At 46.4% G+C, this 23816-nt stretch carries 22 protein-coding genes; 12 read left to right on the forward strand and 10 right to left on the reverse strand.

Features of this window, described 5'->3' with window-relative positions:
• Window positions 1–51: 51 nt before the first annotated feature.
• From argD to KE627_RS02990, 6 genes are all read right to left on the reverse strand, one after another.
• Complete coding sequence (argD, locus tag KE627_RS02965; RefSeq protein ID WP_056938795.1) at window positions 52–1215, reverse strand: acetylornithine transaminase; 1164 nt, start codon at window positions 1213–1215, stop codon at window positions 52–54.
• 12 nt (window positions 1216–1227) lie between these two features.
• Window positions 1228–1977 (reverse strand): acetylglutamate kinase, encoded by a 750-nt coding sequence (gene argB / locus KE627_RS02970; protein ID WP_056938794.1) that lies wholly within the window; start codon window positions 1975–1977, stop codon window positions 1228–1230.
• 12 nt (window positions 1978–1989) lie between these two features.
• A complete protein-coding gene (gene argJ / locus KE627_RS02975; protein ID WP_056938793.1) occupies window positions 1990–3198 on the reverse strand; it encodes a bifunctional glutamate N-acetyltransferase/amino-acid acetyltransferase ArgJ in 1209 nt (402 codons plus the stop codon).
• A 17-nt stretch (window positions 3199–3215) separates the two neighbouring features.
• Window positions 3216–4244, reverse strand: coding sequence for an N-acetyl-gamma-glutamyl-phosphate reductase (gene argC / locus KE627_RS02980; protein WP_013728548.1), 1029 nt, complete (start codon window positions 4242–4244; stop codon window positions 3216–3218).
• Between the two features lie 867 nt (window positions 4245–5111).
• Window positions 5112–6434, reverse strand: coding sequence for an O-acetylhomoserine aminocarboxypropyltransferase/cysteine synthase family protein (locus KE627_RS02985; protein WP_056938792.1), 1323 nt, complete (start codon window positions 6432–6434; stop codon window positions 5112–5114).
• The gene (locus KE627_RS02990; RefSeq protein ID WP_056938791.1) at window positions 6431–7306 is read right to left on the reverse strand and encodes a homoserine O-acetyltransferase/O-succinyltransferase family protein; all 876 of its coding nucleotides are present in this window, start codon (window positions 7304–7306) and stop codon (window positions 6431–6433) included. Before KE627_RS02990 ends, KE627_RS02985 begins: the two co-directional genes overlap by 4 nt.
• 424 nt (window positions 7307–7730) lie before the next feature.
• On the opposite strand from KE627_RS02990, the gene KE627_RS02995 reads away from it, so the two are divergent.
• The 4 genes from KE627_RS02995 to KE627_RS03010 all read left to right on the forward strand — a co-directional run bounded on the left by KE627_RS02995 (window position 7731) and on the right by KE627_RS03010 (window position 11426).
• Window positions 7731–8513 carry a threonine/serine exporter family protein gene (locus KE627_RS02995; RefSeq protein WP_056938790.1) on the forward strand — a complete coding sequence of 261 codons (783 nt, stop codon included), beginning with the start codon at window positions 7731–7733 and terminating at the stop codon, window positions 8511–8513.
• Entirely contained in the window at window positions 8510–8968 is a 459-nt protein-coding gene (locus KE627_RS03000) for a threonine/serine exporter family protein (RefSeq protein WP_013728552.1), read from the forward strand. Before KE627_RS02995 ends, KE627_RS03000 begins: the two co-directional genes overlap by 4 nt.
• 352 nt (window positions 8969–9320) lie before the next feature.
• Window positions 9321–10679 carry an FAD-dependent oxidoreductase gene (locus tag KE627_RS03005; protein ID WP_013728553.1) on the forward strand — a complete coding sequence of 453 codons (1359 nt, stop codon included), beginning with the start codon at window positions 9321–9323 and terminating at the stop codon, window positions 10677–10679.
• Window positions 10680–10784: 105 nt separating this feature from the next.
• Window positions 10785–11426: an NAD(P)H-binding protein gene (locus KE627_RS03010; RefSeq protein WP_013728554.1), complete on the forward strand. Its 642-nt coding sequence runs from the start codon at window positions 10785–10787 to the stop codon at window positions 11424–11426.
• A 158-nt stretch (window positions 11427–11584) separates the two neighbouring features.
• On the opposite strand, the gene KE627_RS03015 is transcribed toward KE627_RS03010, so the two are convergent.
• The gene (locus KE627_RS03015) at window positions 11585–11902 is read right to left on the reverse strand and encodes a carboxymuconolactone decarboxylase family protein (protein WP_013728555.1); all 318 of its coding nucleotides are present in this window, start codon (window positions 11900–11902) and stop codon (window positions 11585–11587) included.
• A 2-nt stretch (window positions 11903–11904) separates the two neighbouring features.
• Window positions 11905–12321: a cupin domain-containing protein gene (locus KE627_RS03020; protein ID WP_056938789.1), complete on the reverse strand. Its 417-nt coding sequence runs from the start codon at window positions 12319–12321 to the stop codon at window positions 11905–11907.
• Window positions 12322–12424: 103 nt separating this feature from the next.
• On the opposite strand from KE627_RS03020, the gene KE627_RS03025 reads away from it, so the two are divergent.
• The 6 genes from KE627_RS03025 (at window position 12425) to KE627_RS03050 (ending at window position 19631) form a co-directional block, all read left to right on the forward strand.
• A complete protein-coding gene (locus tag KE627_RS03025) occupies window positions 12425–12862 on the forward strand; it encodes a MerR family transcriptional regulator (protein WP_013728557.1) in 438 nt (145 codons plus the stop codon).
• A 110-nt stretch (window positions 12863–12972) separates the two neighbouring features.
• Entirely contained in the window at window positions 12973–13668 is a 696-nt protein-coding gene (locus tag KE627_RS03030; protein ID WP_013728558.1) for a response regulator transcription factor, read from the forward strand.
• A gap of 11 nt (window positions 13669–13679) precedes the next feature.
• Window positions 13680–15086: a sensor histidine kinase gene (locus KE627_RS03035; RefSeq protein ID WP_082602307.1), complete on the forward strand. Its 1407-nt coding sequence runs from the start codon at window positions 13680–13682 to the stop codon at window positions 15084–15086.
• Window positions 15087–15251: 165 nt separating this feature from the next.
• Window positions 15252–15917: a phosphatase PAP2 family protein gene (locus KE627_RS03040; protein ID WP_013728560.1), complete on the forward strand. Its 666-nt coding sequence runs from the start codon at window positions 15252–15254 to the stop codon at window positions 15915–15917.
• Window positions 15914–18529, forward strand: a complete 2616-nt coding sequence (locus tag KE627_RS03045; protein WP_056938787.1) for a YfhO family protein — start codon at window positions 15914–15916, stop codon at window positions 18527–18529. Before KE627_RS03040 ends, KE627_RS03045 begins: the two co-directional genes overlap by 4 nt.
• A gap of 223 nt (window positions 18530–18752) precedes the next feature.
• Window positions 18753–19631, forward strand: a complete 879-nt coding sequence (locus tag KE627_RS03050) for a DMT family transporter (protein WP_013728562.1) — start codon at window positions 18753–18755, stop codon at window positions 19629–19631.
• Window positions 19632–19688: 57 nt separating this feature from the next.
• Here KE627_RS03050 and KE627_RS03055 read toward each other — a convergent pair whose 3' ends face one another.
• Window positions 19689–20873 carry an SAM-dependent methyltransferase gene (locus KE627_RS03055; protein ID WP_013728563.1) on the reverse strand — a complete coding sequence of 395 codons (1185 nt, stop codon included), beginning with the start codon at window positions 20871–20873 and terminating at the stop codon, window positions 19689–19691.
• A gap of 81 nt (window positions 20874–20954) precedes the next feature.
• Complete coding sequence (locus KE627_RS03060; RefSeq protein WP_173667683.1) at window positions 20955–21440, reverse strand: MerR family transcriptional regulator; 486 nt, start codon at window positions 21438–21440, stop codon at window positions 20955–20957.
• Between the two features lie 182 nt (window positions 21441–21622).
• On the opposite strand from KE627_RS03060, the gene KE627_RS03065 reads away from it, so the two are divergent.
• The gene (locus tag KE627_RS03065) at window positions 21623–23095 is read left to right on the forward strand and encodes an MDR family MFS transporter (RefSeq protein WP_013728565.1); all 1473 of its coding nucleotides are present in this window, start codon (window positions 21623–21625) and stop codon (window positions 23093–23095) included.
• Complete coding sequence (locus tag KE627_RS03070; RefSeq protein WP_013728566.1) at window positions 23095–23811, forward strand: DUF4811 domain-containing protein; 717 nt, start codon at window positions 23095–23097, stop codon at window positions 23809–23811. The genes KE627_RS03065 and KE627_RS03070 overlap by 1 nt, the downstream gene beginning before the upstream one ends.
• Window positions 23812–23816 lie beyond the last annotated feature (5 nt).

The raw sequence follows: 23816 nt of genomic DNA on the forward strand, positions 1-23816 counted from the left end.
CGACTTGGGATGTAAAGGCATTATTAAAATTATTCACATTTATTTCACATTTTAGACGGATTGTGATTCAGTGACCGCAGCTACCTTTGCCAAAACGGCGGCAATTTGATCAATCCCGGCTAACAGATCAGCCTCGCTCATTACCAATGGTGGCAGTAACCGTAACGTATTGTGCTTAGCCGACAACGTCAGCAGCCCGTTTTCTTGAAGTTGGCCAATAACATCCTCGACTTTAACGGCAGCACTCAAATGAATCCCGATCATCAGACCTAATCCACTCACGCTGTCCACAACGGTTAATGGCGAAATTTGTTTGTGAATGGCCGCAAAGACCGCTTGAGATTTTTCTTGAACCTCAGCCAAAAATGTCGGGGTTAACTGTTCTAAGACTGCTTTTGCGGAAGCCAAAGCAATCTTGTTGCCGCCAAAAGTCGTGCCGTGAGAACCCGGACCAAACGCCTTCGCCAGTTCCTTTTTACCCAGCATCGCACCAATTGGCAGGCCATTGCCCAAGGCTTTGGCACACGTAATAATGTCAGGATCAAGATCGTAGTGTTGGAAGGCAAACTTCATTCCGGTTCGGCCAATGCCTGTCTGCACCTCGTCGATGATTAACAGAACGCCCTGGTCGTGGCATTTAGCGGCAACTTTTTGCAGCCACTCGCCATTGCCGTTAACGACGCCGCCTTCTCCTTGAATCACTTCCAAAATGACAGCCGCCAAATCCTCATTAATCGCGTCAAGTGCCTGGGGATCGTTGTAATCAGCGAAACTGACCTCTGGAACCAGTGGCTTAAATCCCGTCTGGATGTCGGGATTGCCGGTCAAGGACATCGACCCGTAAGTTCGGCCGTGAAAGCCATTGTTAAACGCGAGAACTTTGCCTTTACCAGTTGCCTTGCGGGCCAATTTAAATGCGGCCTCATTGGCTTCAGTACCCGAGTTACAGAAAAAGGCCAGCATGCCAGCTGGACACAGCGAAGCGGCTACTTCATCCTGCAGACTGCTGGGGTACAGATTGGAGGTATGCCAAACTTTCCCAAGCTGATTAATCACACTCTGCTCGATCCAATCATTGCTGTAACCGAAGCTGCAGACCCCGATTCCGCTGGTAAAATCCAAATACGATTTGTGATGACTATCCACTAAATGCCAATCATGCCCCGAAACAATTTCCATCGGGTATTGGGCATACGTTGGAAAAACATGTTCCATATTCTACACTCCTTAAATTGCCAGCTGCTTGACCGATAAACTGGTCCCTGAATGCTGCAGCTGATTAGTAATTTTAACTTCTTTCACGCCATGCTTTAATGCGTCAAATGCGGCTTTGATTTTTGGCTGCATCCCTGATTTGATGATCTCAGCCTCGAACAGTTGATTGGCCTTCTGCAGGCTCAATTGATCAATAACGTGGCTGTTGACCATCACACCGGGCACATCGGTTACCAGATACAGCTTTTCTGCCCCCAGCAGTCTGGCAACTGCTGCAGCAGCCACGTCACCATTGACATTTAAATTCTTACCCGACTTGGTCACGCCCAACGGGGCGCACACGCCAATTCCATCGGCCAAGGCGTGGTCGATGTAATCCCGATTGATGCCGGTAACCTCGCCAACCTCACCATAAACTGCCTGATCCAGGTAGTCACCAACCAGTACAGGCTGACCGCCGGCATTTAATCCGACGACCGGAAGTCCATGAGCAGACAACTGGCGACAGAGTGCCGGCTGAACCAGTCCCAATAATACAGCTTGGGTGACTTTGAGGGTTTGGGAGCTGGTAACCCGGACGCCGTTAATCTTGGCGACCGGCAAATTGAGTTGGGCGCTCCACTCAGAGATTTGTGGCCCACCGCCATGGACAATCAGAATCTGTTTGCCCATTTGGCGCCAGCTCCGTAGCTGTTCAAAAAATTCTTCTGTCAGCTGATCAGTGGCGTGACCGCCAACTTTGACAACAATTATCTGACTCATTTCCTTCACCTCCTAGCTTCGATATGATGCGTTGATTTGAACATATTGATAAGTGAGATCACAGCCCCAAGCAGTTCCGGTAGCTTTTCCGGCATGTAGGTCGACGTCAATCACGACTTTGTTCTGTTTAAGGGTTGCTGCGACTTTATCATCATCGATCCCGGTGCCCAAGCAGTTGTGAACCAGCTGCAGGTCATTAATGGCAACGCTGACGCCGTTTAAATCAACGTGGGCGGTTGTCTGGCCGATTGCCTGCATAATTCTGCCCCAATTGCCGTCTTCGCCAAAGATCATCGCTTTGACCAGGTTGGAGCCGACAATTGCCTTGGCAACCCGTTGGCCCTCCAAATGGTTATAAGCGCCAGAGACATTGACTTCGACTAACTTGGAAGCCCCTTCGCCATCACCGGCGATCTCCTGTGCCAAATGGGTGAGGACCTGCTTAAAAGCTGCCGCAAAGGTTGGGTAATCCGGATCGGCTTTGGTTAAGGGCTGATTCTCAGCAGCGCCGTTGGCCATCACAACCACCATGTCGTTGGTGGACGTGTCGCCGTCGACAGTAATCTGATTGAAGGTTTCATCGACTGTCGTGCTGAGCAGCTGCTGGAGATCTCCTCCGGCAATTGCTGCATCAGTTGTCACAAAGCCCAGCATCGTGGCCATGTTGGGATGAATCATCCCAGACCCTTTACAAAATCCGGTGGTGGTCACCTCCTGGCCATCAATCAAACATTTGACGGTCATCGTTTTGGGATGGGTGTCGGTGGTCAAGATTGCTTTAGTGACGCCAACGTTTTGGGTCAGCTTCAATTGGGAAATCCCGGCCTTAATCTTGTCCATTGGCAGCGGTTCGCCAATCACGCCAGTGGAGGCAATCCCCACCAGTTGCGGATCGATTTGAAGTCGATCGGCGGTCATTTTCTGCATCATCAAGGCATCGGTTTCTCCTTGCGCCCCGTTGCATGAATTGGCATTACCACTATTCATGACCACCGCTTGTAATTGATGTGCCAAGTTGATCGTCTGTTTGGTCAGCTTGGTTGGTGCGGCCTGAAACTGGTTCGTGGTATAAACCCCGGCTGCGTTTGCGGGGGTACTGGAATAAAGCCATCCCATATCGTCCTGGTCGGGCTTGAACCCGGCGTGGGTCGAGTCGGCGGAAAAGCCTTTCGGCCAAGTGAACTGACTCACTTCAATGAGTGTCTTACTTGTCATCTGCATTCAAATCTCTCCTCGGTTTACGGCAAAAACGTTTGTAGGTTCAAGCCGCTGGTTTCTTCATAATCAAACATCTGGTTAAAGTTTTGAACGGCTTGGCCGGCCGCTCCTTTCAGTAAATTATCAATCACGCTGTCGACGACCACCGTCTGAGTGACCGGATTGTAGACAACCCCAATATCGCAGTTGTTAGTCCCGACTACCTGTTTGATATCGGGTAAATGCTCACCGGTATAATGAACAAATGGCTTATTGCCGTAGGTGGTGTCATATGCCTGATCAATTTGGGCATCGCCAACGCCGGGCTTAACCTTGGCATAAATCGTACTCATGATGCCGCGGGTGATTGGCAGCAGCGTCGTCATAAATTGGATAGCGGCCACATCATCGTTCCAGCGCTGCAATTCCAACATGATTTCCGGAATGTGCTGGTGTTGATTGGGTTTATATATCTGCAGGTTGTCATTAGCCTGTGTGAAATGAGTGGCCTGGGCGGGATTTTTGCCGGCGCCAGAGGTTCCCGATTTGGCATCAACGACAATAGACTCCGGGTCAATCAAGTCATTTTGAACCAATGGTGCCAAACCTAATAACGTTGCCGTGGCATAACAGCCCGGATTGGCAACGTAGGTCTGATGAGCGGCCGATTCGAAATCTGCCAGGCCATAATGAGCTTGCCGCATTGCCGGTTGTGGCGCCGCTGGCTTGTGATAACAGCGTTGATACTCGCTGGCATCCTCCAGCCTTAAGTCTCCAGATAGGTCGATCACTGGAAAGCCTGCCTGAATGTAGGGTTGGCTGAGCTGGGCGGTTACCCCGGCCGACGTCGCGAAAAAGACCATTTGATTGTCTGCCATAATTGTTTCAGGATCGTATGGCTGCACTTGGGTGTCATCCGTGTAAAAAGCCGAAACCATTTGCGACAATTTCTCATTTTCAGTTAATTTATGGTCATACAGGTTAATCCCGGCTACTTCTGGATGCCGACGAAGGAGTTGATACAATACCATTCCTGCATATCCTGTAATCCCGACTAAAGCCACTTGCAAACCAATCGCCTCTCATTTTTCTAAATATTCCTCTAATTGAATATTAATGAATTGAAAACATCTTACAACAACATACAGATTAATGCAATGTTTTTTGGGTATTATTCATATTTTTATTTAAAAATTAATATTTATTCATTATTTTGAGTATACAGGTGTATATTGGGCTTGTGAAGGAAATTTATTCACATCAGTATTCATGAATAATATTGTCGTTTTATTCATATCGAGGTTCTTTTTGCTTAGACTGCCGTGGTGCTCAGTTCGTCGGCTCTGCCTACCATAGTGGCCTGGATTTCGAGCCTGTAGTCTCGAAATGCCAGGGTGTTGTAATCGCCGCTTTCAGCGACTCAACAACACCTTTCACTATGGTAGTCAATGCCAACGAACTGAGCGCCACTTCTTTGGAACGCTGATGGAACCCCCGTTACGAGTTAACATCCACATGGTTTGAAATATCCCTCACCTGGCAGCTTGTAACCCTCATTTGGCAGATGGTAGAAAAATTAGATTCGAATAGTCGAAACCCTTGGAAGGTCTTGGAGACTTGCAAACCAATATAGCTTGAGAACTGCATGAACCAAACATCAGTCATTTTGCCTTCTCGGTTGCCTGATTTTGCCGGCTGGGCATTGCCAGCCATAGTGAAAGTGCTGTTGAGTCGCTGAAAGCGGCGATTACAGCACCTTTGTATTTCAAGACTACAGGCTTGAAATCAAAGCCACTATGGCAGGCGGAGCCCAGCTGGCAAAATCACAAACGTTAAGTTAAATTCCCCCACAGTTTGACCAACTGAGTCGACAATCATCCACAAAACAAAAGGACTAACCACATAGTGCAGTTAATCCTTCGTCAAACTAATTCAATTCAAGGTTTCGGTGCCCCAACTGTTTCCTGAACGTCTTCCGGAATTTTATCCAAAGCCTGACTGAGATCGGCAATCAGGTCATCAGCATTTTCGACACCCACCGACACTCTGATTAGGTCGGGCGTAATCCCAGCCTCACGCAATTCTTCTTCATTCAACTGCGCATGCGTCGTCGGAGCTGGATGGATAATTAATGATTTGGCATCGGCGACATTGGCCAGTAATGAGAATAACTTGAGGTTTTGAATAAGCTGCTTGCCAGCTTTTTCACCGCCCTTCAAACCAAGGGTGAAGATTGAGCCGACCCCCTTTGGAAAATACTTTTCAGCCAAATCATGGTACTTACTGTCTTCAAGTCCCGGATAATTGATCCAGGCCACCTTGGGATGGCGATCCAAGAAGTTGACAATTTTCTTGGTGTTTTCAACGTGACGTTCAACTCGTAATGAAAGTGACTCCAGCCCCTGAAGTAATAGGAACGAATTGAACGGACTAATCGTGGCCCCCAGATCCCGCAAAGATTCTGCTCTGACTTTGGTTGTGAACGCACTACCACCGAGATCGGCAAATACCAGGCCATTATATTGAGCATTCGGTTCGGTGAAGCCGGGATAACGGCCGCTTTCTTTCCAGTCAAATTTGCCACCTTCCACAATCACGCCACCCATTGTGGTCCCGTGGCCGCCAATGAATTTGGTGGCCGAATGGACAACCACATCAGCGCCGTGATCCAATGGTCGAACCAGGTATGGGGTGCCAAACGTGTTATCAACAATCAAGATAATGCCATGTTTGTGAGCAATCTTTGCAACGGCTTCGAAATCAATCAAATTAATTCCCGGATTCCCAATACTTTCGATATAGAGTGCTTTTGTGTGCTCATTAATCGGTGCTTCAAAATTGGCCGGATCGTCCGGGTCCACGAAATGGGTCTTAATGCCTAATTTCGGTAAAGTGACGTTGAAGAGGTTAAAGGTTCCGCCATACAACGTGCTGGCCGAGACAATTTCGTCACCCTTGCCGGCAACATTCAAAATGGCGGCGGTGATGGCTGCCGAACCGGTTGCCAGGGTGACGCCGCCGGTACCGTTTTCTAGAGCAGCGACCCGCTTGTCGACAACATCGGTGGTTGGGTTGGTCAGACGCGTATAGATGTTGCCGGGGTCCGTCAAGCCAAATCGGCCGGCGGCCTGCTCTGGATTGTCGAATACGTACGAGGTGGTTTGATAAATTGGGACTGCTCGAGAACCGGTTTCATCAACCGTTTGACCCGCATGTACCTGAAGTGTTTCAAAGTGTAAGTGACTGTTTTCTTCTGTCATATTGATAAACCCACTTTCTTATTTGCGATGATTTTCGTCCAGTTATCATAAATCTGAATACTGCTGTTTTTCCAAGAATAGTCCACCGTTCCGGAATCCTGATCAATGAAGTAGTTTTGCGGCAATCTGATCGGCATCTGCTCATATAAATCGCGGTAATATTCCAATACCAGCGTTCCTTCGGAATACTCGGGATGACCGGTGATGTAAGTGCTGTGAAGACTGTCAGCTGACAAGATGATCGGGCCGGTAACAGCTGATGAAACATCCACCATCAAACCTTCCGGAAGATGATCCTCGTCCAAAACAATGCCGGTATGTCTGGATTGGGGCATCTTCAGCAATCCCCCAGCGCCAAATCCACGGGCAATCGGTGATTCCGCGTTGATGGTTTCTGCCGGATAAACACCAAACAATTTGCTCAGCAGCAAGTGTTTCCGAACACCAAAGTCGTGGAACAAACAGGCTTGAGCAGCCCAACATTCATACAAACATTCAGTGACATGATCCTTTGACCAGTCAATGATTTCCTCAAGCTCATCCCAATAATCAACTTGGTTGAACGGGAGCGTTTCGATTGGCGCTCCAGTGACAATTAAGCCATCATAATGGGCATCCCTAATTTGATCCAAACAGACATAATCCCGTTGAATCAGGTCTGTTGACGTCCCACGAAAATGATGGGATGACGGATACATAAACGTTAATTCCGCGTCGGAACCAATTTCACTGAACCGCGTTAAAAACTGACGCTCAGTATTCTGCCGTGTTGGCATTAGGTTCAACACCAAGATTGATAGCGGATTAGTAACTTCGTGGTTAACCCACTTTTGTGCTGCCAATAAGAACCCATTAATTGCATTTGCCGTCATCCAAATCATCTCCTTAAGTCATAAAAAAAGCTTCCGTCCACATAGTTATTTCAACTACGGGACGAAAGCTTCGCGATGCCACCCTGATTTACTGTCACCTCACAATGACAGCCTTAATAAGTACTCCTTGGAATACCCGGTCCAATATCGCGGACTCGCGGATATCCTAGCCTTTTGACCGGATACCTGACTCAGAGCTCATCTTCACGTCGCTGCAAACCACTTCTCTCACCAAACGAAGCTCTCTTTAGGAATGCGTTAACGTTACTCTTCTCTTCAATGTCTAATGTATTTTTAATAATTGCTAATAACTTTATCATCACAACATGCCCTTGTCAACACCCATTTGAAAAATCTTTTTGTCATGATTAAAAACATATGAGTTTATAATGGAATGCAAAGAGATTTTTCAAGGGGTGAAAGTATGGATCAATCAATATCTGAAGATGAGCTGATCGCCGTCTGCGGCAAGGTCGGTAAAATTCTGCTCACCAGCGGTGCGGAAACATCGCGTGTCGAAGGCACCGTTGAATATATCGGCCGCGCTGCCCATTATGATATCAGCTGCCACGCGACGATTACCGACCTGTTTGTCGGGGTCAAAAATCAGACCAAAACCCACTTGGTTAAAGTCCGCCTGGGGGATTTCAACTTGGAAAAGGTTGACGAAATCAACACCATGTCACGGAAATTTGTGACCGGACAGATTGATTTTGCCGAGCTCAAACGAACCATCGACCAAATCGACAAGAAAGTGATTGACTTTACTTGGCCGGAAAAAGTGTTTGGTGCCGCCATGGTGTCTGTCGCACCAATGCTGCTGTTCAAGGCAACTTGGGCCGATCTTTCACTAGCGTTTTTCGTCGGCATCTTTGGCTACTTGGCAGCGGCCCTTTCCAGCCCCCGGATCAAGACCCCTTATGTGGCAGCTGGATTAGGCGGTTTTACAGTCGGCTTTTTGGCAGCCGTCCTGCAGTCCCTGGGAATCGCCACTAACGCCGGGAACATCATTGTCAGTGCTTTAATGCCACTGGTTCCAGGAGTGGCCATTACCAACTCGTTTCGAGAAATCATCGATCGGAATACTATTTCCGGAGTTGTCCGGGCGGTTGACGCCTTGATTATCGCTGGATCCATCGGTGCCGGAGTTGTTTTGGGCGTTGGGCTGTCCGGAATCATTTTCCATCTGATTGGAGGCGGCCTATGAAAGTCCTGATTGAACTCATCGTCAGTTTCGCCTCAACGGTCGGCTTCGGATTGGTTACCAACGTCCCCCGGAGATCACTGTTACCCGCCGGCATCACCGGATCACTGGCCTGGGTGGCCTATTATTTAGTCTTGCAAGTCGATAACGGGTTAATTCTCCCCAACTTCACCGCGGCAATTGTTATCGGCATTCTGGGTAATATTTCTGCGGTGATGTTTAGAGTCCCCGTCAATATTATTTATGTCCCCAGCTTGGTTTCATTAGTCCCGGGCGGCATTTTATACCTGGGGATGCGCAGCTTCACTTTGGGGAATGAAATCCGCACCGGGCAATACATGTTCAATGCGCTGACAATTGCCATTGCCTTGGCAGTCGGGTTCGTCGTGGCAGAAGTTATTTTTTATCGAATTAAACCGCTTTTGCTGCGACTTTTGGCAAAGCAGCGTGAACGATAAGGTGACCGCCCTCATTAATCATAAGGAATCCAAATCAAGCAGACGTCCAGTTGAATCTTGGGCGCCTTTTTGAGTGTTGTTGTTTCGAAAATCAGTTCAAAATGATAGCGTTTCCGTCATAATGGTTCTAAATAAAATGTTATCATGATAACTTTTGAATGATGGTCGGCGGTGGGCATTATCTACCTGTGTATTCACCTTTTAAACAATAATCCGCATTTTATGGCAAAAGAATCAATATGTAGTTTATAATTATTCTAATTTATTCGACAAATCACCTCATAAATATGTTACGCTGTATTTAGCAAGTCAAATACTTGTAAATATCGAATCTAGAAAGGCGGAATCGTTGATGAAAGTTATTGTTGTTGGTTCATCTCACGGTGGGTTTGAAACTGTCAGGGGGATTTTGGCAGAAAAGCCGGATACCGAAATTCAATGGTATGAAAAGGGCGACTTCATTTCATTTCTCTCCTGTGGGATGCAGCTTTATCTTGAAGGGGTCGTCAAGGATGTCAACGCTGTTCGTTATGCAACGCCGGAACAAATGCGGGCCCAAGGTGTCAATGTGTTTGTCCACCAAGAAGTTACCTCAATTAATCCAGACGAGCATACGGTAGTTGTCCATAATTTGGACGATGATTCAACTCGTGAAGAAAAATATGACAAGTTGGTACTATCTGCCGGTGCCGTACCGGCAAGAATTCCTGTTCCTGGCGGCGATCTCAAAAATGTCTATGCAATGCGTGGACGTGACTGGGCCATCAAATTAAAGGAGAAGACGGTTGACCCCGATGTTCAAAATGTCACCGTCGTCGGTGCCGGCTATATCGGTATTGAAGCCGCTGAAGTCTTTTCCAAAGCCGGCAAGCATGTGACGTTGATTGATATTCTCCCTCGTCCATTGGCCCTGTACCTGGATCAGGAGTTTACCGATGTCCTTTCCAAGACGCTAAAGGATCACAACATTTACTTGGCAACCGGCCAAACAGTCAAGTCATTCAATGGTGAGGACGGCCAGGTGACGGCAGTTAAGACTGATCAAGCTGAATATCCAAGTGACCTGGTCATCGAGACTGCCGGCATCAAGCCAAATACCGACTGGTTAAAGGGCACCCTTGATTTAACCGATAAGGGTCTGGTCAAAGTCAATGATCATCAAGAAACCAGCCAGCCTGATATTTACGCCGTCGGTGACAGCACCAAAGTTCCATTTGCCCCAACTGGTAAGGAACTCCAGATTGCTTTGGCTACCAATGCTCGACGCCAAGGCAGGATTGCTGCGAAAAACGTCCTGGGAGACGACATGAAGATGCCGGCTGTTTCCGGTTCATCTGCCCTGTCTGTCTTTGATTACCACTTTGCTTCAACGGGAATCAAGGAAGGGACTTCCGCAGCCAACGGCGTGTTGAGTCAATCCGTCTTCGTAACTGATACCACCCAGCCACCATTCGTACCAAATGAGGCCGGCAATCAAAAGGTCTACTTCAAGTTGACCTTTGATCCCGGAAATCACCGGATTTTGGGTGCTCAGATTATGTCGAAGCGTGACGTCACCGCCAACATGAATGCCATTAGTTTGGCCGTCCAAGCAAAAATGACGTTGGATGATTTAGCCTATGCCGACTTCTTCTTCCAACCAGGATTTGACCGGCCGTGGAATATCATGAATGTAGCTGCTCAAAAAGCACTCCAAACTTTAGCCAAATAATCAGTTAAACAAAATTCCTCCCTAAAACGATTGCTCACCGTTACGCAAACGCAAATCTGCGTTATAGTAAAGGCGTAGCTAAAATCATTTTAGGGAGGAATTTTTTTGAAAACTGTCTTAATTCTTGGTGCTGCCGGACAAATTCCCAGTTTCTTAATCCCCCAGCTCTTAAAACAAACTGATTTTAATTTAAAACTTTACGCTCGGAATGCCACCAGTCGGCTTCACGTAACGGATCCCAAGCGCGAAACAGTCATTGATGGTGACTTTAACGATCACGATACTTTGAACAAGGCCATGGATGGTGTCGACGCTGTCTATCTCAATGAGATGCGGGACATCACGTCCGTTAAGAACATCATTGAGGCAATGGATGCCAACCACGTTCGCCAGTTCATTGGGGCGACCGTTCTCGGGATCGAAGACGAAGTCAAAGGTGCCTTTGGTCAGTGGAATACCAGCATGATTGAAAGCTCGATCACCAAGCGCAAAACCACTGCCAAAGCGATCGAAGATTCTGATCTGACATATACCCTCTTGCGATTGGCATGGCTGTACAACAAGGATGGCAATACCAATTACGAATTGACTGAAAGCGGTGAACCGTTTGGTGGTACGGAAGTCACTCGTCAGGCGGTGGCCCAGTTAATCATCGACATCTTAAACGACAACTCACGGAAATTTACTCGCAAGAGTATCGGTGTCAATGAACCGAACACCAAGTTCGATAAGCCGTCATTTTATTGATTCAATTTCGGTGACTTTGATTACCACTGTTATATTGATAAAATGTGCAGAGTTTAAACAAAGGAGCGAGTCATTCCAAGACAGGAATGACTCGCTCCTTTGCTTAAATGATGGGTCAAAACGCATTACGTTCCACACTCATAAATTTCCATCATCAATTAATGAAAAATTTTCTTCGCAATGTCAAACGCAGACCAAGCCTTTGGCCAGCCGGCATAAAATGCTAAATGAGTGATGATCTCGACGATTTCGTCTTTTGTAACCCCGTTTGCCTTGGCCATTTTCATATGGGCTTCCAGTTGTGGGAACAACCCCTGTGACATCAAGCTGGCACAGGTGATCATGCTGCGGTCCCTGGCAGACAGCTTTGATTCTCTTGACCAGACTTCGCCAAATAAAACGTCGTCATTTAGTTCGGCAAATTTGGGTGCAAAATCACCCAGTGCATCTCTTCCAGCAGTTTGTTTTTTAGCCATGATTATTGAACCTCCAATTGATCGTATTCTTCATCTGAGACCGGTTCGAGCCACTCCGGTGTCCCAGCGGTAATCGCAATGTGTGAGAACCAACTGTCTTTTGTGGCCCCATGCCAGTGCTTGACGCCATCGTGAGTCACGACCACATCTCCCGGAACTAAGTGTTGAGCGGGCTTGCCGGCCTCTTGATACCAGCCTTCGCCACCGGTGACCAACAAAATTTGATAACCATCGTGGTGAATATGCCAATTATTGCGACAACCGGGTTCAAAAGTGACGTTGCCAACCTCCACATCAACCGCTGGATCATTGACTAATCCCTGAAGATAACTCTGACCCACAAAATACTTGGCATAAGCATCGTTTTTCGGGCCAGCTGGGAAAATCACACCATTTTTAACATTTTCATTTTTAACCATTTTATTTCCTCCTCATCCAAAACATTTACTTTACAAATAGGAGCATACAACTTAAAGTTAACTTTAAGTCAAACACTTCTTAAAAAATAATGGAGGAAATATCATGCCAGCTATTCAATCAGAAACCAGTTATGAAATCGGCGAATTTGCCGAAATTGTCGGCCTCTCCGCTCCAACCATCCGCTACTATGAAAATCAGGGGCTACTCAAAGCCCGTCGGACAGACAACGGTCGCCGATATTTTACCGAACAGGACATCAAGTGGGTCAAATTCCTCTTGCATCTTAAAGGCACCGGAATGAGCATCAACGACCTGAAAAAATACGTCACTTGGCGGGCTGAGGGCGACCAGACCATCCCTGACCGCCTGGATTTACTCAAGAAAACCAAGGCCGATTTCATGGAAGAATACCGCCAAGTCCAGCATCATCTGCAGATTCTAAATGATAAAATTGACTGGTATGAAGCCAAAGAATCCGGCAAAGATACCGGTAAGGAACCCTTTGCCACCTACTTGCAGCGACTGGGGCACCATGAATAAGTTTCTGAGAATTTCACAGAAACTTGTCAGGGACTACCACTTTCAAATGAGCTGCCAGTCACTCTACAATGTTCATGATTATTCAATTGAACCAGAATTGAGGGGAAATTATGACGAATACCATCCTGCTGGTTGAAGACGAGGAAGCACTCAGCTCGTATTTAATCCCAGAATTAAAATTTGAAGATTATCAGGTATTGTTGGCAAAAGACGGTCTTGAAGCCCTCCAAGTCTATGACAATAACCGAGGCAACTTAGATCTGATCATTCTGGATTGGATGCTGCCAAAGCTTGACGGACTGGAAGTTCTACGGCGAATCCGCAAAAATGATGACATCCCAGTCATCATGATGACCGCCAGAGATTACGTCGGCGATAAAGTCGCTGGACTCGACAGCGGTGCCGATGATTACATTACCAAACCATTTGAAATCGAAGAACTGCTGGCCCGAATTCGAGTCGTTCTCCGCCACGAGAGTCATCACCACCAGCAAAGCGAACTGTATACCGTAGAGGACCTGACCTTAAACACCAAGTCCCGCCAGGTTTCGCGGGGAAATCAACTGATTCAACTCACCCAACGGGAGTACGAATTGTTATTAACCCTCATTCGCCACGGCGGCGAAACCCTCACCCGTGATGAGCTGCTTGACGCAGTTTGGGGGGTCGACTTCGAAGGCCAGCCAAATGTCGTTGACGTTTATATCCGCTACTTGCGCAACAAAGTTGATCGGGGATATTCCAAACAGCTGATCCACACGGTCCGTGGAGTCGGCTATGTGATGTCCGGAAATTATCAGGAATAAGGAGTCTTAGTTTGGCAAAGAAACAGCATCGCACCACCTATCAGGCAATCCGTCACCACTTTATTATCCTGCTAACCTTTTTTGCCCTATTTACCGGTATCGCCGTTGTCTTGGTGGTGGGCGTGAATTTGGTCCGCCAAAGCGAAAGCCAATCGGTAGAATTACTCAGAAGCCTTAATCGCTCATTCATTGACGACAAACCGGATTGGAAACAGTGGCGGAAAAACAGCAGCATCAATACTGAAAATACTTATGTCAGGGTAACGGATCAGGTTCATACGGCTAAACAGCCGGAACTATTTTATTCCCAAGGAGCACCTCAATTTTTGGCGGCAGCACCAACCCCGATTTCAAAAATGATCCACATACCTGTTTTCCCGGCTCTCATTTATGCCAAGGGCTATGGCCTCTTCTATTATCGCAGCGGTGTTCGGCATGGTAGTCAAAAGAATATCCGCTCAGAAATTTGGCTGAGCCTCAATCCAATCGTTCAACTGTTAACATCGGTCATTTTAATCGTTCTGTTGGTTTCACTTGCCAGTCTGTCACTGGGCTGGTTCGTCATTTCCCTGATTGCCCGCCAGTTAACGGAGCCGCTGCAAACCCTCCAGGAAGCCGCCAAGGCTCATAGCCAATCGATTAATCGGGTTGAAACCCTTCTACCGGTTCCGGAGTCCCCAATCGAGGCCAAACAGCTTGCGATTAGCTTTAACGATTTGTTATCAGCCATCATCAAAAATAACCAAAAAGAAAAAGCATTTATTTCCAATGCATCTCATGAATTGCGAACACCGATTGCAGCTATCCGGGGTCATATTGCCCTTGTTAAACGCCGCGGCAAAGCGCATCCTGAAATTATCGACAGCTCACTTCATTTTATTGACGACGAGTCAGCAAAAATGCAGGCGCTGGTGAACAGTCTGCTGGCCCTGTCGCGAGCCGACAAGGAAGTCGTCACCAAAAGTCATTTTGATTTAGCAGCCATCGTCAACGAAACCGTCGAAGAACAGCGGGTGCTTTTAGAGCAACCAATTCAAGTTGTGGGCGAGCAATCAGCAATCGTTCATGCCAACCAGACCAATATTACCCAGATTTTATCTGCCCTTTTAGATAATGCCGGCAAATATTCCCCGCCGGATGCCCAAATCACGGTCAAAATCAGCAAACGTGACCATCAAACAATTTTGGCTGTCGAAAACAATGGCCCAAGCATCCCCGAGGCTGACCAGGCCCATATCTTTGATCGTTTTTACCGCGGGGATCCTGCCCACAACAGTCACATTACCGGCAACGGATTAGGCTTAGCAATTGCCAGTCAGCTTGCCCAGCTAAATGATGTCGGCTTGCGGGTCACAAATATCTTGCCCCACGGCGTCTCGTTTGAAGTCAGCTTTCCCGACCTCGATTTAACAAAATAGCACCATCAATTGCCTTGCGTTCTTCTTAACTGACACTTACATCCCCACTTTGAGACCTTCTGAGAATTTATCAGAAGGCTCTTTTTTTAGCCCTGTATTTCTTCGCCAAAAATCACAGTATTCTTGGCTTGTAAGTTCGATAACCAAGTGATTGGAGGAATATTCATGCAGACATCAACAATCAAAAATCATCCGCTGCTGTTCTTCGGCTGGCTGATCTTTATTGGCATCACAGGATTGGTCCTCCTGCAAAATGTTCAGTTGTATTTTTGGGACCGCGATTTTCTTAACTATCTCCAGCGATTTATTACCCCAGACAGAACAAGTTTTTTCAAAGGAGTTGCCCTGTTCGGCAGCCCAATGATAACAGTTGGGTTGGCGATTATCGCCAGTGTGTTTCTTTGGCAGCGAAAAATGCTGGAGGAGGCTCTGACAACCCTGGTGGTAGTCGTTACCGGCAATGCGGGTGGCTTAATCATTAAGCATCTAACTGAACGTCCACGACCAACCACCATGCTAGCCCATGACTCAGGCTACAGCTTCCCAAGCGGCCATGTCGTCAGTGCCGTTATTCTGCTGTTAATTGTTTTTCAATTCATCCTCCCGCTCATCTCATCGGTGAGGTTGAGAATGTTTTTCAGCATGATGTTAGTCTTCTGGGTAGCCCTGATTTGCCTCTCGCGACTCTACCTACAGGTTCACTATCCAACTGATGTGATTGGTGCGGCGCTGTATGGACTGCTGTGGTGGGAATCAGCAATGGCAGTCCTTCACCGCCAGCAATTAAATACCCAAAAAGTTATCCAACACAATCGGGGGCAGTCATCATGAACCTTAAATATACAACCAGAAATATCCTGTTAATCGTCGCTTTATCGGCAGCCCTGACCGGCGTGGTGTTGGTGATGATCTTCACAGTTAACCAAATCACCCCATTTGGGACTCACAATCTATTAGTTGGTGATATGAGTGCCCAATACGTCCCATTTCTGACCGGCTTTCGAAACGCCCTCTTAACCGGACACTTCTCATTATTTTCTTTTTCGCTTGGCGTCGGTGAAAACATCTTTCCGCTCATCACGTACTATCTATTGAGTCCATTTAACTTACTGGTCCTCCTATTTCCAACGAGCCAGCTGCCGGTGGCCATTTCCTGGATTTTTATCCTCAAAGACATGACGATTGCCGCGACGACCTGCTGGTTTCTCGCTCGGCATTTCAATCGAATTCATCTTTTACTGCCATTTTTCGCTCTAGCTTTCAGCCTTTGCGGTTTTGCTTCGGCAAACTTCGTCAATATCATGTGGCTGGACGGCCTCATTTATTTGCCGTTAATCTGTGACGGAATCGATCAGATCAAAGCGGGAAAACAATCGATCAGTTTATTTGTCTGGCTGACGGCAGCGATCGTGTCCAACTACTATATCGGCTATATGCTCGGACTGTTTACCCTCATCTACGCAGTCGAAACGATTATCCGAACCAACGATCTTCACTTCTCTTTGATCACCGCCATCAGCCACAATCGACAGTTTATTACCAGATTCATTTTCACCGAAGCCGCCAGTGTCATGTCCAGTATGGTGGTGCTATTGCCGACCATGTTGGGCATGCTTCAGACCGCCAAGACCAGCCCGTCAACCACCAATAGTCTGGCTGCGGCAGCCAAGCCACAATTTGGTTTGGAGATCTTTTCCCAATTGGGTTTGGGCGGGCAAACGTACGATAATCGGCTGCTACATGCTCCGGCGATTTTTTCGTCCTTAGCGATCGCCCTTTTAGTGATCGGCTACTTTTTCCATCCCCAAATCCCTCGAAACCACAAACTAGCGGTCTCGGTAACGGCTGGAATTCTCTCACTCAGTATGCTGATTGGACCGATCAATCTGGTTTGGCACATGCTCAATGAACCGTCCGGCTCTCCATTTCGCTATTCATTCTTGCTGAGTTTTGTCTTGATCTCCGCGGCTTACGAAATGCTGTTGGCCACCCCCCAACGCTTGTCATTCAAGGCTAAATTGAGCACTCCAACAATTCTAGCGGGATTGTTAATTGTCGGTTATCTCGACATCCGCCTGGGACGCCATGTGCTCACAAACGACTATTTGGCCGTTCAGCCCAACTCACTCAACGTCCTCATAGTCAATCTCCTTTTAACGGTCATCTTCTCATACCTCCTGTTCACAGCCGTCCATCCGATGCAGCAATTATTAATTGGAACAATTGTCTGCCTGGAAATGGGTACCAACTTCGGCTACACCCTCAAGAGCGAACCGCTGCCTTTGCAAACAAGCTACGAGACTGCCTATCCTCGAGTTGATACCATCGTTTCAAAGACTAAAACCACCGACAATCAGCTATACCGCATTGACCAGTCTCACAGTCAGTTGGCTCCCATATTCAAAGAAACTTACTTAGGCTATAACGATCCCATATTGTTCAATTACAACGGCATTCAAGAATACAGCTCGACGTTAACCGAATCCACCCGTCAATCACTGAAAATGATCGGTCTGTTCAGTAAGAATCAGCGCCGAATCAGTACTGCCGGCTCGACTGCCATTTCCGACATGCTGTTGGGGGTTAAATATCAGCTGAACCCAGCTGGAAAAATTGAGAAAAACACATCCTTTGCAGGGATCGGCTTCCCGGTTACCAACCAATTCGCTCATCTACAACTCACCGCCGGCACACTATTTACCAATCTGGAAAGGATTCTCCAACGACTGACACCTTCCGACCAACCGTATTTAGTAAGCGAATCTGGAACCAACCCACAACGGCAAACAATCAGGGCTCGCGAAAAATACACCCTGACGATCATTCCCAAGCTCAGCGGTCCGCTGTACTTCGATACTTCAGATAAACTACTGGATTACAGCGCCATTTATGTCAATCACACCCGATTGAAAACCATCCCCAATCAACTTGATAAACAGTACCTGGTTAAATTGGGAACTGCCAAACGTGGCGTCCCGGTTAACCTACAGCTCACATCCAAAAGTCAAAACACCCTTCACGATAGTCATTTCAACAGCCTGAATGAATCGCAATTCAGCAAAGTTGATCAACACCTGAAACAAAGCGCTTTTACCCCCACCTATACCAACGATCGTTTGGTGGGGACGGCAGTTCGCCCAAATTCACAATCAGAATGGCTGTATACAGCAATTCCATATGATCCCGGATGGACGGCAACCGTTAATGGCCAACCCGTTGAACCAATTAAGGTGTTGGGTAACTTTACCGCATTACCACTCACTGATCAGTCAAACCACATCGTGATGTCTTATCACGTCCCCGGGTTATTGCTTGGGATCATTCTTTCTCTTTTAGGCTTATTGGCGTTTAGTTGGCGCCAATTTCGCAATCTTGCCCTTCGAAAAGACGTGAGTCAACAGGCGCCAGGAGATGGAACACCCTCAAACGGGGAAACTTACTAGTAATACTGGCAAGAAACGTTCGATCAACGTAACTGCTGCGATCCTGCCTGCCTTTGAATTTCAAATCATGTAGAGGTATACTCATTTAACAACATAAAAATCAAAGGAGGCAACTACATGATCTATTCACCATTAAATGAATGTGATGTTCCAACTATCCGTTAATAGCGGGTTATTCCGCTAATCATTTCATACGAAATCTAAAAAGCGGAGGAACATCATATTGAATTCAAAAAAAATGCTCGGTGCATTGCTGCTAAGTTTAGCTGCCAGTATCTGGGGGGGCATGTTTGTCGTGGTTAAAGTGGTGGTTGAGACTATCCCGCCAATTGAACTGGTCTGGTTGCGATACCTGATTGCGTTGGTTTGTTTAATGTTATTTGCAGTCATTTTTCACATTAAATGGCGTTTCAATCAACGTGATTTGGGAATCATCATTTTAATCGGTATTATTGGCAATGCCATTTCCATCGTGACCCAAGAAACCGGAACTTGGCTGTCAAACGCTCAGACTGGGGCGGTGATTACTTCAGCTACGCCGACCTTCATGATCATATTTGCCTGGTGGTTGCTTGGTGAGAAATTGGATGCTGTTAAGATCATTTCTGTTACCATGGCCACTTTAGGCGTTATCTGGATTGTTGGCGTTCACTTCTCAGGAACCCATGTGTTACTCGGAATTTTTTCGTTAATCATTGCCGCATTGACTTGGGCGTTGATGTCGGTCCTGGTCAAAAAAGTTTCAGGTACCTATAACTCACTTCAAATCACGATTATGTCGACTTTTGTCGCATTCGTTTGCCTCACGCCATTTGTCTTGAGCCACATGGATGTGATTACCCAAGCTCATTACCTGGAACCCAAAATTGGTCTCAGTCTCCTTTATCTGGGAATCGTCTCGACAGCCTTGGGCTTTGTTATGTGGAATAAAGGCCTTCAGTTAATGAACGCTGCCAGTTCTGGACTTTTCTTTCTGTTTCAACCGATTGTAGGAACGCTACTTGGATGGTTGGTTTTAGGTGAAACCATTTCGTGGGGATTTGTCTTTGGCACCATGATGATTATCGGCAGTGTTTGGGTATCAATTCGATTCGCTAAATAATGACACTTAAAAAGGGAAACGCAAAATTGCGTTTCCCTTTAATCGTTTCTAAAAATTTTATTCGCCCTTAGCCTGGTAAACGTACTGACGCGTCATTGGCAGACCGGTTCCACTTGGGGAATTGGTCAACAAGTACTGCATAACATCAATATTACCGGCTTCAAATGAAGCGGCACTGGCTTGTAAGTACATGCCCCACATTCTGGAGAACGGCACACCGTACTTTTCTTTGACCTTATCGATGACCTTCATGTAGTTGGCGTACCAGATTTCCAAGGTTTTTTGATAGTGACGGCGCAACGGCTCCAAATCACTCATCTGCATTCCGGCATCCATGATGTGAGTCATGTTTTCAGCGACGTTTGGAATATAGCCGCCATGGAAAATATACTTGTTCAAGAACGGATCAACGCCGGCTCCCTGGTGCTGACCAGTAATCCCGTGGATTAAGGCTCGTCCTTCAGGTTTCAAGAAATCATGAACTTTCTGGAAGTATAAGCCAAGGTTTTCCTTGCCAACGTGTTCAAACATTCCGACTGAAGTGACGTAGTTAAATTGGCCTTTGACTTCCCGATAGTCTTCAAGCAAAACGTCAACTTTACCTTCAAGGTGGCGTTCTTTGATTTGTTGCTTGGTGTAGTCATATTGTTCCTGGCTCAAAGTAATTCCGGTAGCCTTTAAATCAAAGTCTTCAGCGGCCATGAACAACAAAGTGCCCCAACCACTGCCGATGTCCAATAAAGTATTACCGGCAACCGGATTGAGTTTGTGTAAAATATGCCGGTCTTTGTTCAACTGAGCTTCTTCCAAAGTATCGTCATCGTGTTCAAAATAGGCACATGAATAAGTCATGCTCTTATCAAGCCACATTCTATAAAAATCATTACCAATATCATAATGCTTTTGAATGTCTGACTCACTGGCTTTCTCCGAGTGGGAAACCTTTGGTAAGTGCTTCAAGAATGGGTTGTTGGTTAAGAAGCTATGGTCGGCACGAAAGGCTGAGGCAACTAGCTCTTGAATGCTGCCGTCAATCTCAATGTCGCCGTTCATATAGGCTTCTGCCAATACCAGTGTTGGCTGTGAAGTCATTTTCTTTAATGGAATTTCTTTCTTAATCGTAATCTTAACTTGCGGCTCACCATCTCCGTAGTTATCGGTCTTACCATCCCAGTAAGTTACAGATACTGGAATATCAAACGCATGGCTAAGCAGCTCTTTATAAGTGATCTTCTCTAACATGAAATTTCCTCCATTGTTTTTCTATCAGTAACAGTGTAACGCTTTTAGGGGTATAAAAAGCAAGCATAAATTCTTTTGAATTTACTTTCCTGTTGGAACGACTTTAAATTTAGTGCCGTCTTTTTTAACCACTGCATAGAGGATCGAATCTTGATTATCGTCCAGATAGCCCAGGTCAACTGCAGGATGGCCGTCGATTTCGGTCATCCCTTCAAATCGATCGAATAGGACCTGTCTCGCTAATTTGAGTTCGTGGCTTTTGGATTCGGCCTTTTGGGCAGCGACTGCCAAAGTGTAGCCCTGATCCAATAAAACTTTCATCTGATAGACCTTGATCAGCATACTATAGGAAAATTTGCGATTCTGGCCTTTTCCCTGGGTGCTTTCGATATAGCCCTTTCGTTCCCAGTACCGCAATTTGGTCTGGGAAACGCCGGTGGCATTCGCAACGTCTCCGATGCCCAAGTGCCAGTCGTTCTCTTTCATGATTTGAGCCAGCTTCTGCTGGAACTCTTTATCCAAAATGATCCCTCGTTTCTCATTTTCAAAAGTTGTAATTGCTTCCATTGCCTTAAAACCGGCATTTCAATTATTAAATCGTCTGATACCAGTGAGACATTAATTAACATTAAGTATATATTTTTAAATATGTTTGTCAACTTGCTTGACAATTATGTTGAAACATTTTATATTAGTCCATGTTCGATTTTGAGAGAAATCAAAATTTTAAATAAAGAAGGTCCTAAATCGTGGGTAACGCAGTAGATAAAAACGGGAAGTCATACAACCGTGGTTTGATGATTATCGTTATTCTGGTCGGAACATTTTGTACCGTTCTGAATCAGACGATTCTTTCAACCGCCTTTCCTACCATTATGAAAGCATTCGACGTCAACACATCGACTGTTCAGTGGTTGACCACTGGGTTCATGATGGTTAACGGAATTATGATTCCTGTTAGTGCTTGGTTAAGCACAAGATTCAATTCTAAGTGGCTTTATATTAGTGCCATGACCACTTTCTTTGCCGGAACGATCGTTTGTTACATCGCTCCCAACTTTGCGACCTTATTAATCGGTCGTTTGATTCAAGCCCTCGGTGTTGGGGTTACCATGCCATTACTTCAGACAATTATGCTTTCCATCTTCCCACCTGCCAAACGTGGGACTGCCATGGGACTTGCCGGAATCGTTATTGGCCTGGCACCTGCAATTGGGCCAACCCTTTCCGGATGGGTCATTGATAACTGGACTTGGCGTGATCTGTTCGGAATGATCATTCCATTGATGTTCTTAGTTATTCTTGCCAGTTTCTGGCTCGTCAGAAGTGTATTGGATACCAAGAAGACGGGCATCGACCTGCTTTCAATCGTCATGTCTACCATCGGATTTGGAAGTTTGCTTTACGGCTTCTCATCAGTTGGTGAAGATGGTTGGGGCAGCACAATCGTGATTTCAACGTTGATCGTCGGCGTTGTCTTCATCGCCTTGTTCATTTGGCGTCAATTGACTATGAAGACCCCATTCCTGGAATTTCGGGTCTACCGTTCAGTACCATTTACCGTCTCAGCGATTTTGAGTTCCGTTACCATGATGGCCATGGTCGGAGTCGAAATGGTCATTCCACTTTACCTGCAGATTGTTAAAGGCATGTCCGCCTTTCATTCCGGATTAACGTTGCTGGCCGGCGCTTTAATGATGGGAATTATGAGCCCAATTACCGGCCGGGCCGTTGACCGTTTTGGTGCTAAACGCCTGTCAATCTTAGGAATGAGCTTGTTAACATTAGGGTCAATTCCGTTTATCTTCATTACCAAGAGCACGTCAACTTTATACATTGTTGTCTTCTACGCTATTCGGATGTTTGGAATTTCAATGACAATGATGCCTGCTACGACTGTTGGAATGAACTCACTACCAATTAATTTGTTAAGTCACGGAACTGCCGTCAACAACACTCAGCGACAGGTTGCCGCTTCAGTTGGAACGGCTGTGTTGATCAGTATCTTGACCAACGTGACGAAGAGCAACAAACCGGCTCACTCAATGCTGACAAGTAACCCGCTTGGCTACCGTGATCACATGATCAACGCCACGTTAACCGGTTATCACGCCGCATTTGCCATTTCACTGCTCTTCTGTATCTTAGCTTTGATCACTGCCTTCTTCTTGAAGAACCGTGGTCACTCAACTGATTACACTAAAAATGGAGGTGAAGACTAATGATCGTTATCACACTTGTAATTGGGGTTGTTCTCGCGTTTGTCTTCTTCATCTACATTTCAAGTAAACCGGTCAGTTATACCCTTACTGCGCTCTCACTATTGTTGGCAGTCGTATCAATGGTCTTCATCATTAAGAACGACCACGATCATTACGGCATGAAACAAGTGACAACAGAAACATCACAGCAAATTTACCCAATCGGCAGCAAGCAAATGCAGATGATTCTCTATCAGCCGATTGGAACAGCTAATAAGCATCAAGTTTATATTTATCAAAAATCAGCCAATGCTAAAAAGAAGTCCCATACGCAAACGACTGATACCACCAACAAAGTGGTCATGACCAGCGGTACGACTCACATGGTCACTCAAACTACGCGTTGGGAGTACAAGAGTGATGCTGCCAAATTGTGGTTCGGCATTTCTGGTGAAGGCCACAAATTCGTCAAACGTCACAACATCTTGTATGTCAACAAATCAGTTCAGGTTCTCTCCGCTCAACAAGCCAAAGCCCTTAAGAAAATGATGGCAAGCAAATCTTACCAAGCTAAATTAAAGGCCCAAGGTAAAGCGTTTGTCACCAAGCAGGTGATGGCCGCAATGAAGAAGAACCCAACCATGTCAGCTGCTGACCGGGCCAAATTGGTCAAGCAGGCCACCGCTGAATTCCAAGCACAAGCCATTAAGAATGTGCTGGCACAGATTAAAAAATAGGTTCC

Source organism: Lentilactobacillus buchneri (assembly GCF_018314255.1).
GTDB classification, from domain to species: Bacteria; Bacillota; Bacilli; order Lactobacillales; family Lactobacillaceae; genus Lentilactobacillus; species Lentilactobacillus buchneri.

Bases quoted from the DNA above. Each gene is read 5' to 3' on its own strand.
- argD (WP_056938795.1), bottom strand. From the start codon at position 1,215: ATGGAACATGTTTTTCCAACGTATGCCCAATACCCGATGGAAATTGTT.
- argB (WP_056938794.1), bottom strand. From the start codon at position 1,977: ATGAGTCAGATAATTGTTGTCAAAGTTGGCGGTCACGCCACTGATCAG.
- argJ (WP_056938793.1), bottom strand. From the start codon at position 3,198: ATGCAGATGACAAGTAAGACACTCATTGAAGTGAGTCAGTTCACTTGG.
- KE627_RS02985 (WP_056938792.1), bottom strand. From the start codon at position 6,434: ATGACAGAAGAAAACAGTCACTTACACTTTGAAACACTTCAGGTACAT.
- KE627_RS02990 (WP_056938791.1), bottom strand. From the start codon at position 7,306: ATGACGGCAAATGCAATTAATGGGTTCTTATTGGCAGCACAAAAGTGG.
- KE627_RS02995 (WP_056938790.1), top strand. From the start codon at position 7,731: ATGGATCAATCAATATCTGAAGATGAGCTGATCGCCGTCTGCGGCAAG.
- KE627_RS03000 (WP_013728552.1), top strand. From the start codon at position 8,510: ATGAAAGTCCTGATTGAACTCATCGTCAGTTTCGCCTCAACGGTCGGC.
- KE627_RS03005 (WP_013728553.1), top strand. From the start codon at position 9,321: ATGAAAGTTATTGTTGTTGGTTCATCTCACGGTGGGTTTGAAACTGTC.
- KE627_RS03015 (WP_013728555.1), bottom strand. From the start codon at position 11,902: ATGGCTAAAAAACAAACTGCTGGAAGAGATGCACTGGGTGATTTTGCA.
- KE627_RS03020 (WP_056938789.1), bottom strand. From the start codon at position 12,321: ATGGTTAAAAATGAAAATGTTAAAAATGGTGTGATTTTCCCAGCTGGC.
- KE627_RS03025 (WP_013728557.1), top strand. From the start codon at position 12,425: ATGCCAGCTATTCAATCAGAAACCAGTTATGAAATCGGCGAATTTGCC.
- KE627_RS03030 (WP_013728558.1), top strand. From the start codon at position 12,973: ATGACGAATACCATCCTGCTGGTTGAAGACGAGGAAGCACTCAGCTCG.
- KE627_RS03040 (WP_013728560.1), top strand. From the start codon at position 15,252: ATGCAGACATCAACAATCAAAAATCATCCGCTGCTGTTCTTCGGCTGG.
- KE627_RS03045 (WP_056938787.1), top strand. From the start codon at position 15,914: ATGAACCTTAAATATACAACCAGAAATATCCTGTTAATCGTCGCTTTA.
- KE627_RS03055 (WP_013728563.1), bottom strand. From the start codon at position 20,873: ATGTTAGAGAAGATCACTTATAAAGAGCTGCTTAGCCATGCGTTTGAT.
- KE627_RS03060 (WP_173667683.1), bottom strand. From the start codon at position 21,440: ATGGAAGCAATTACAACTTTTGAAAATGAGAAACGAGGGATCATTTTG.
- KE627_RS03070 (WP_013728566.1), top strand. From the start codon at position 23,095: ATGATCGTTATCACACTTGTAATTGGGGTTGTTCTCGCGTTTGTCTTC.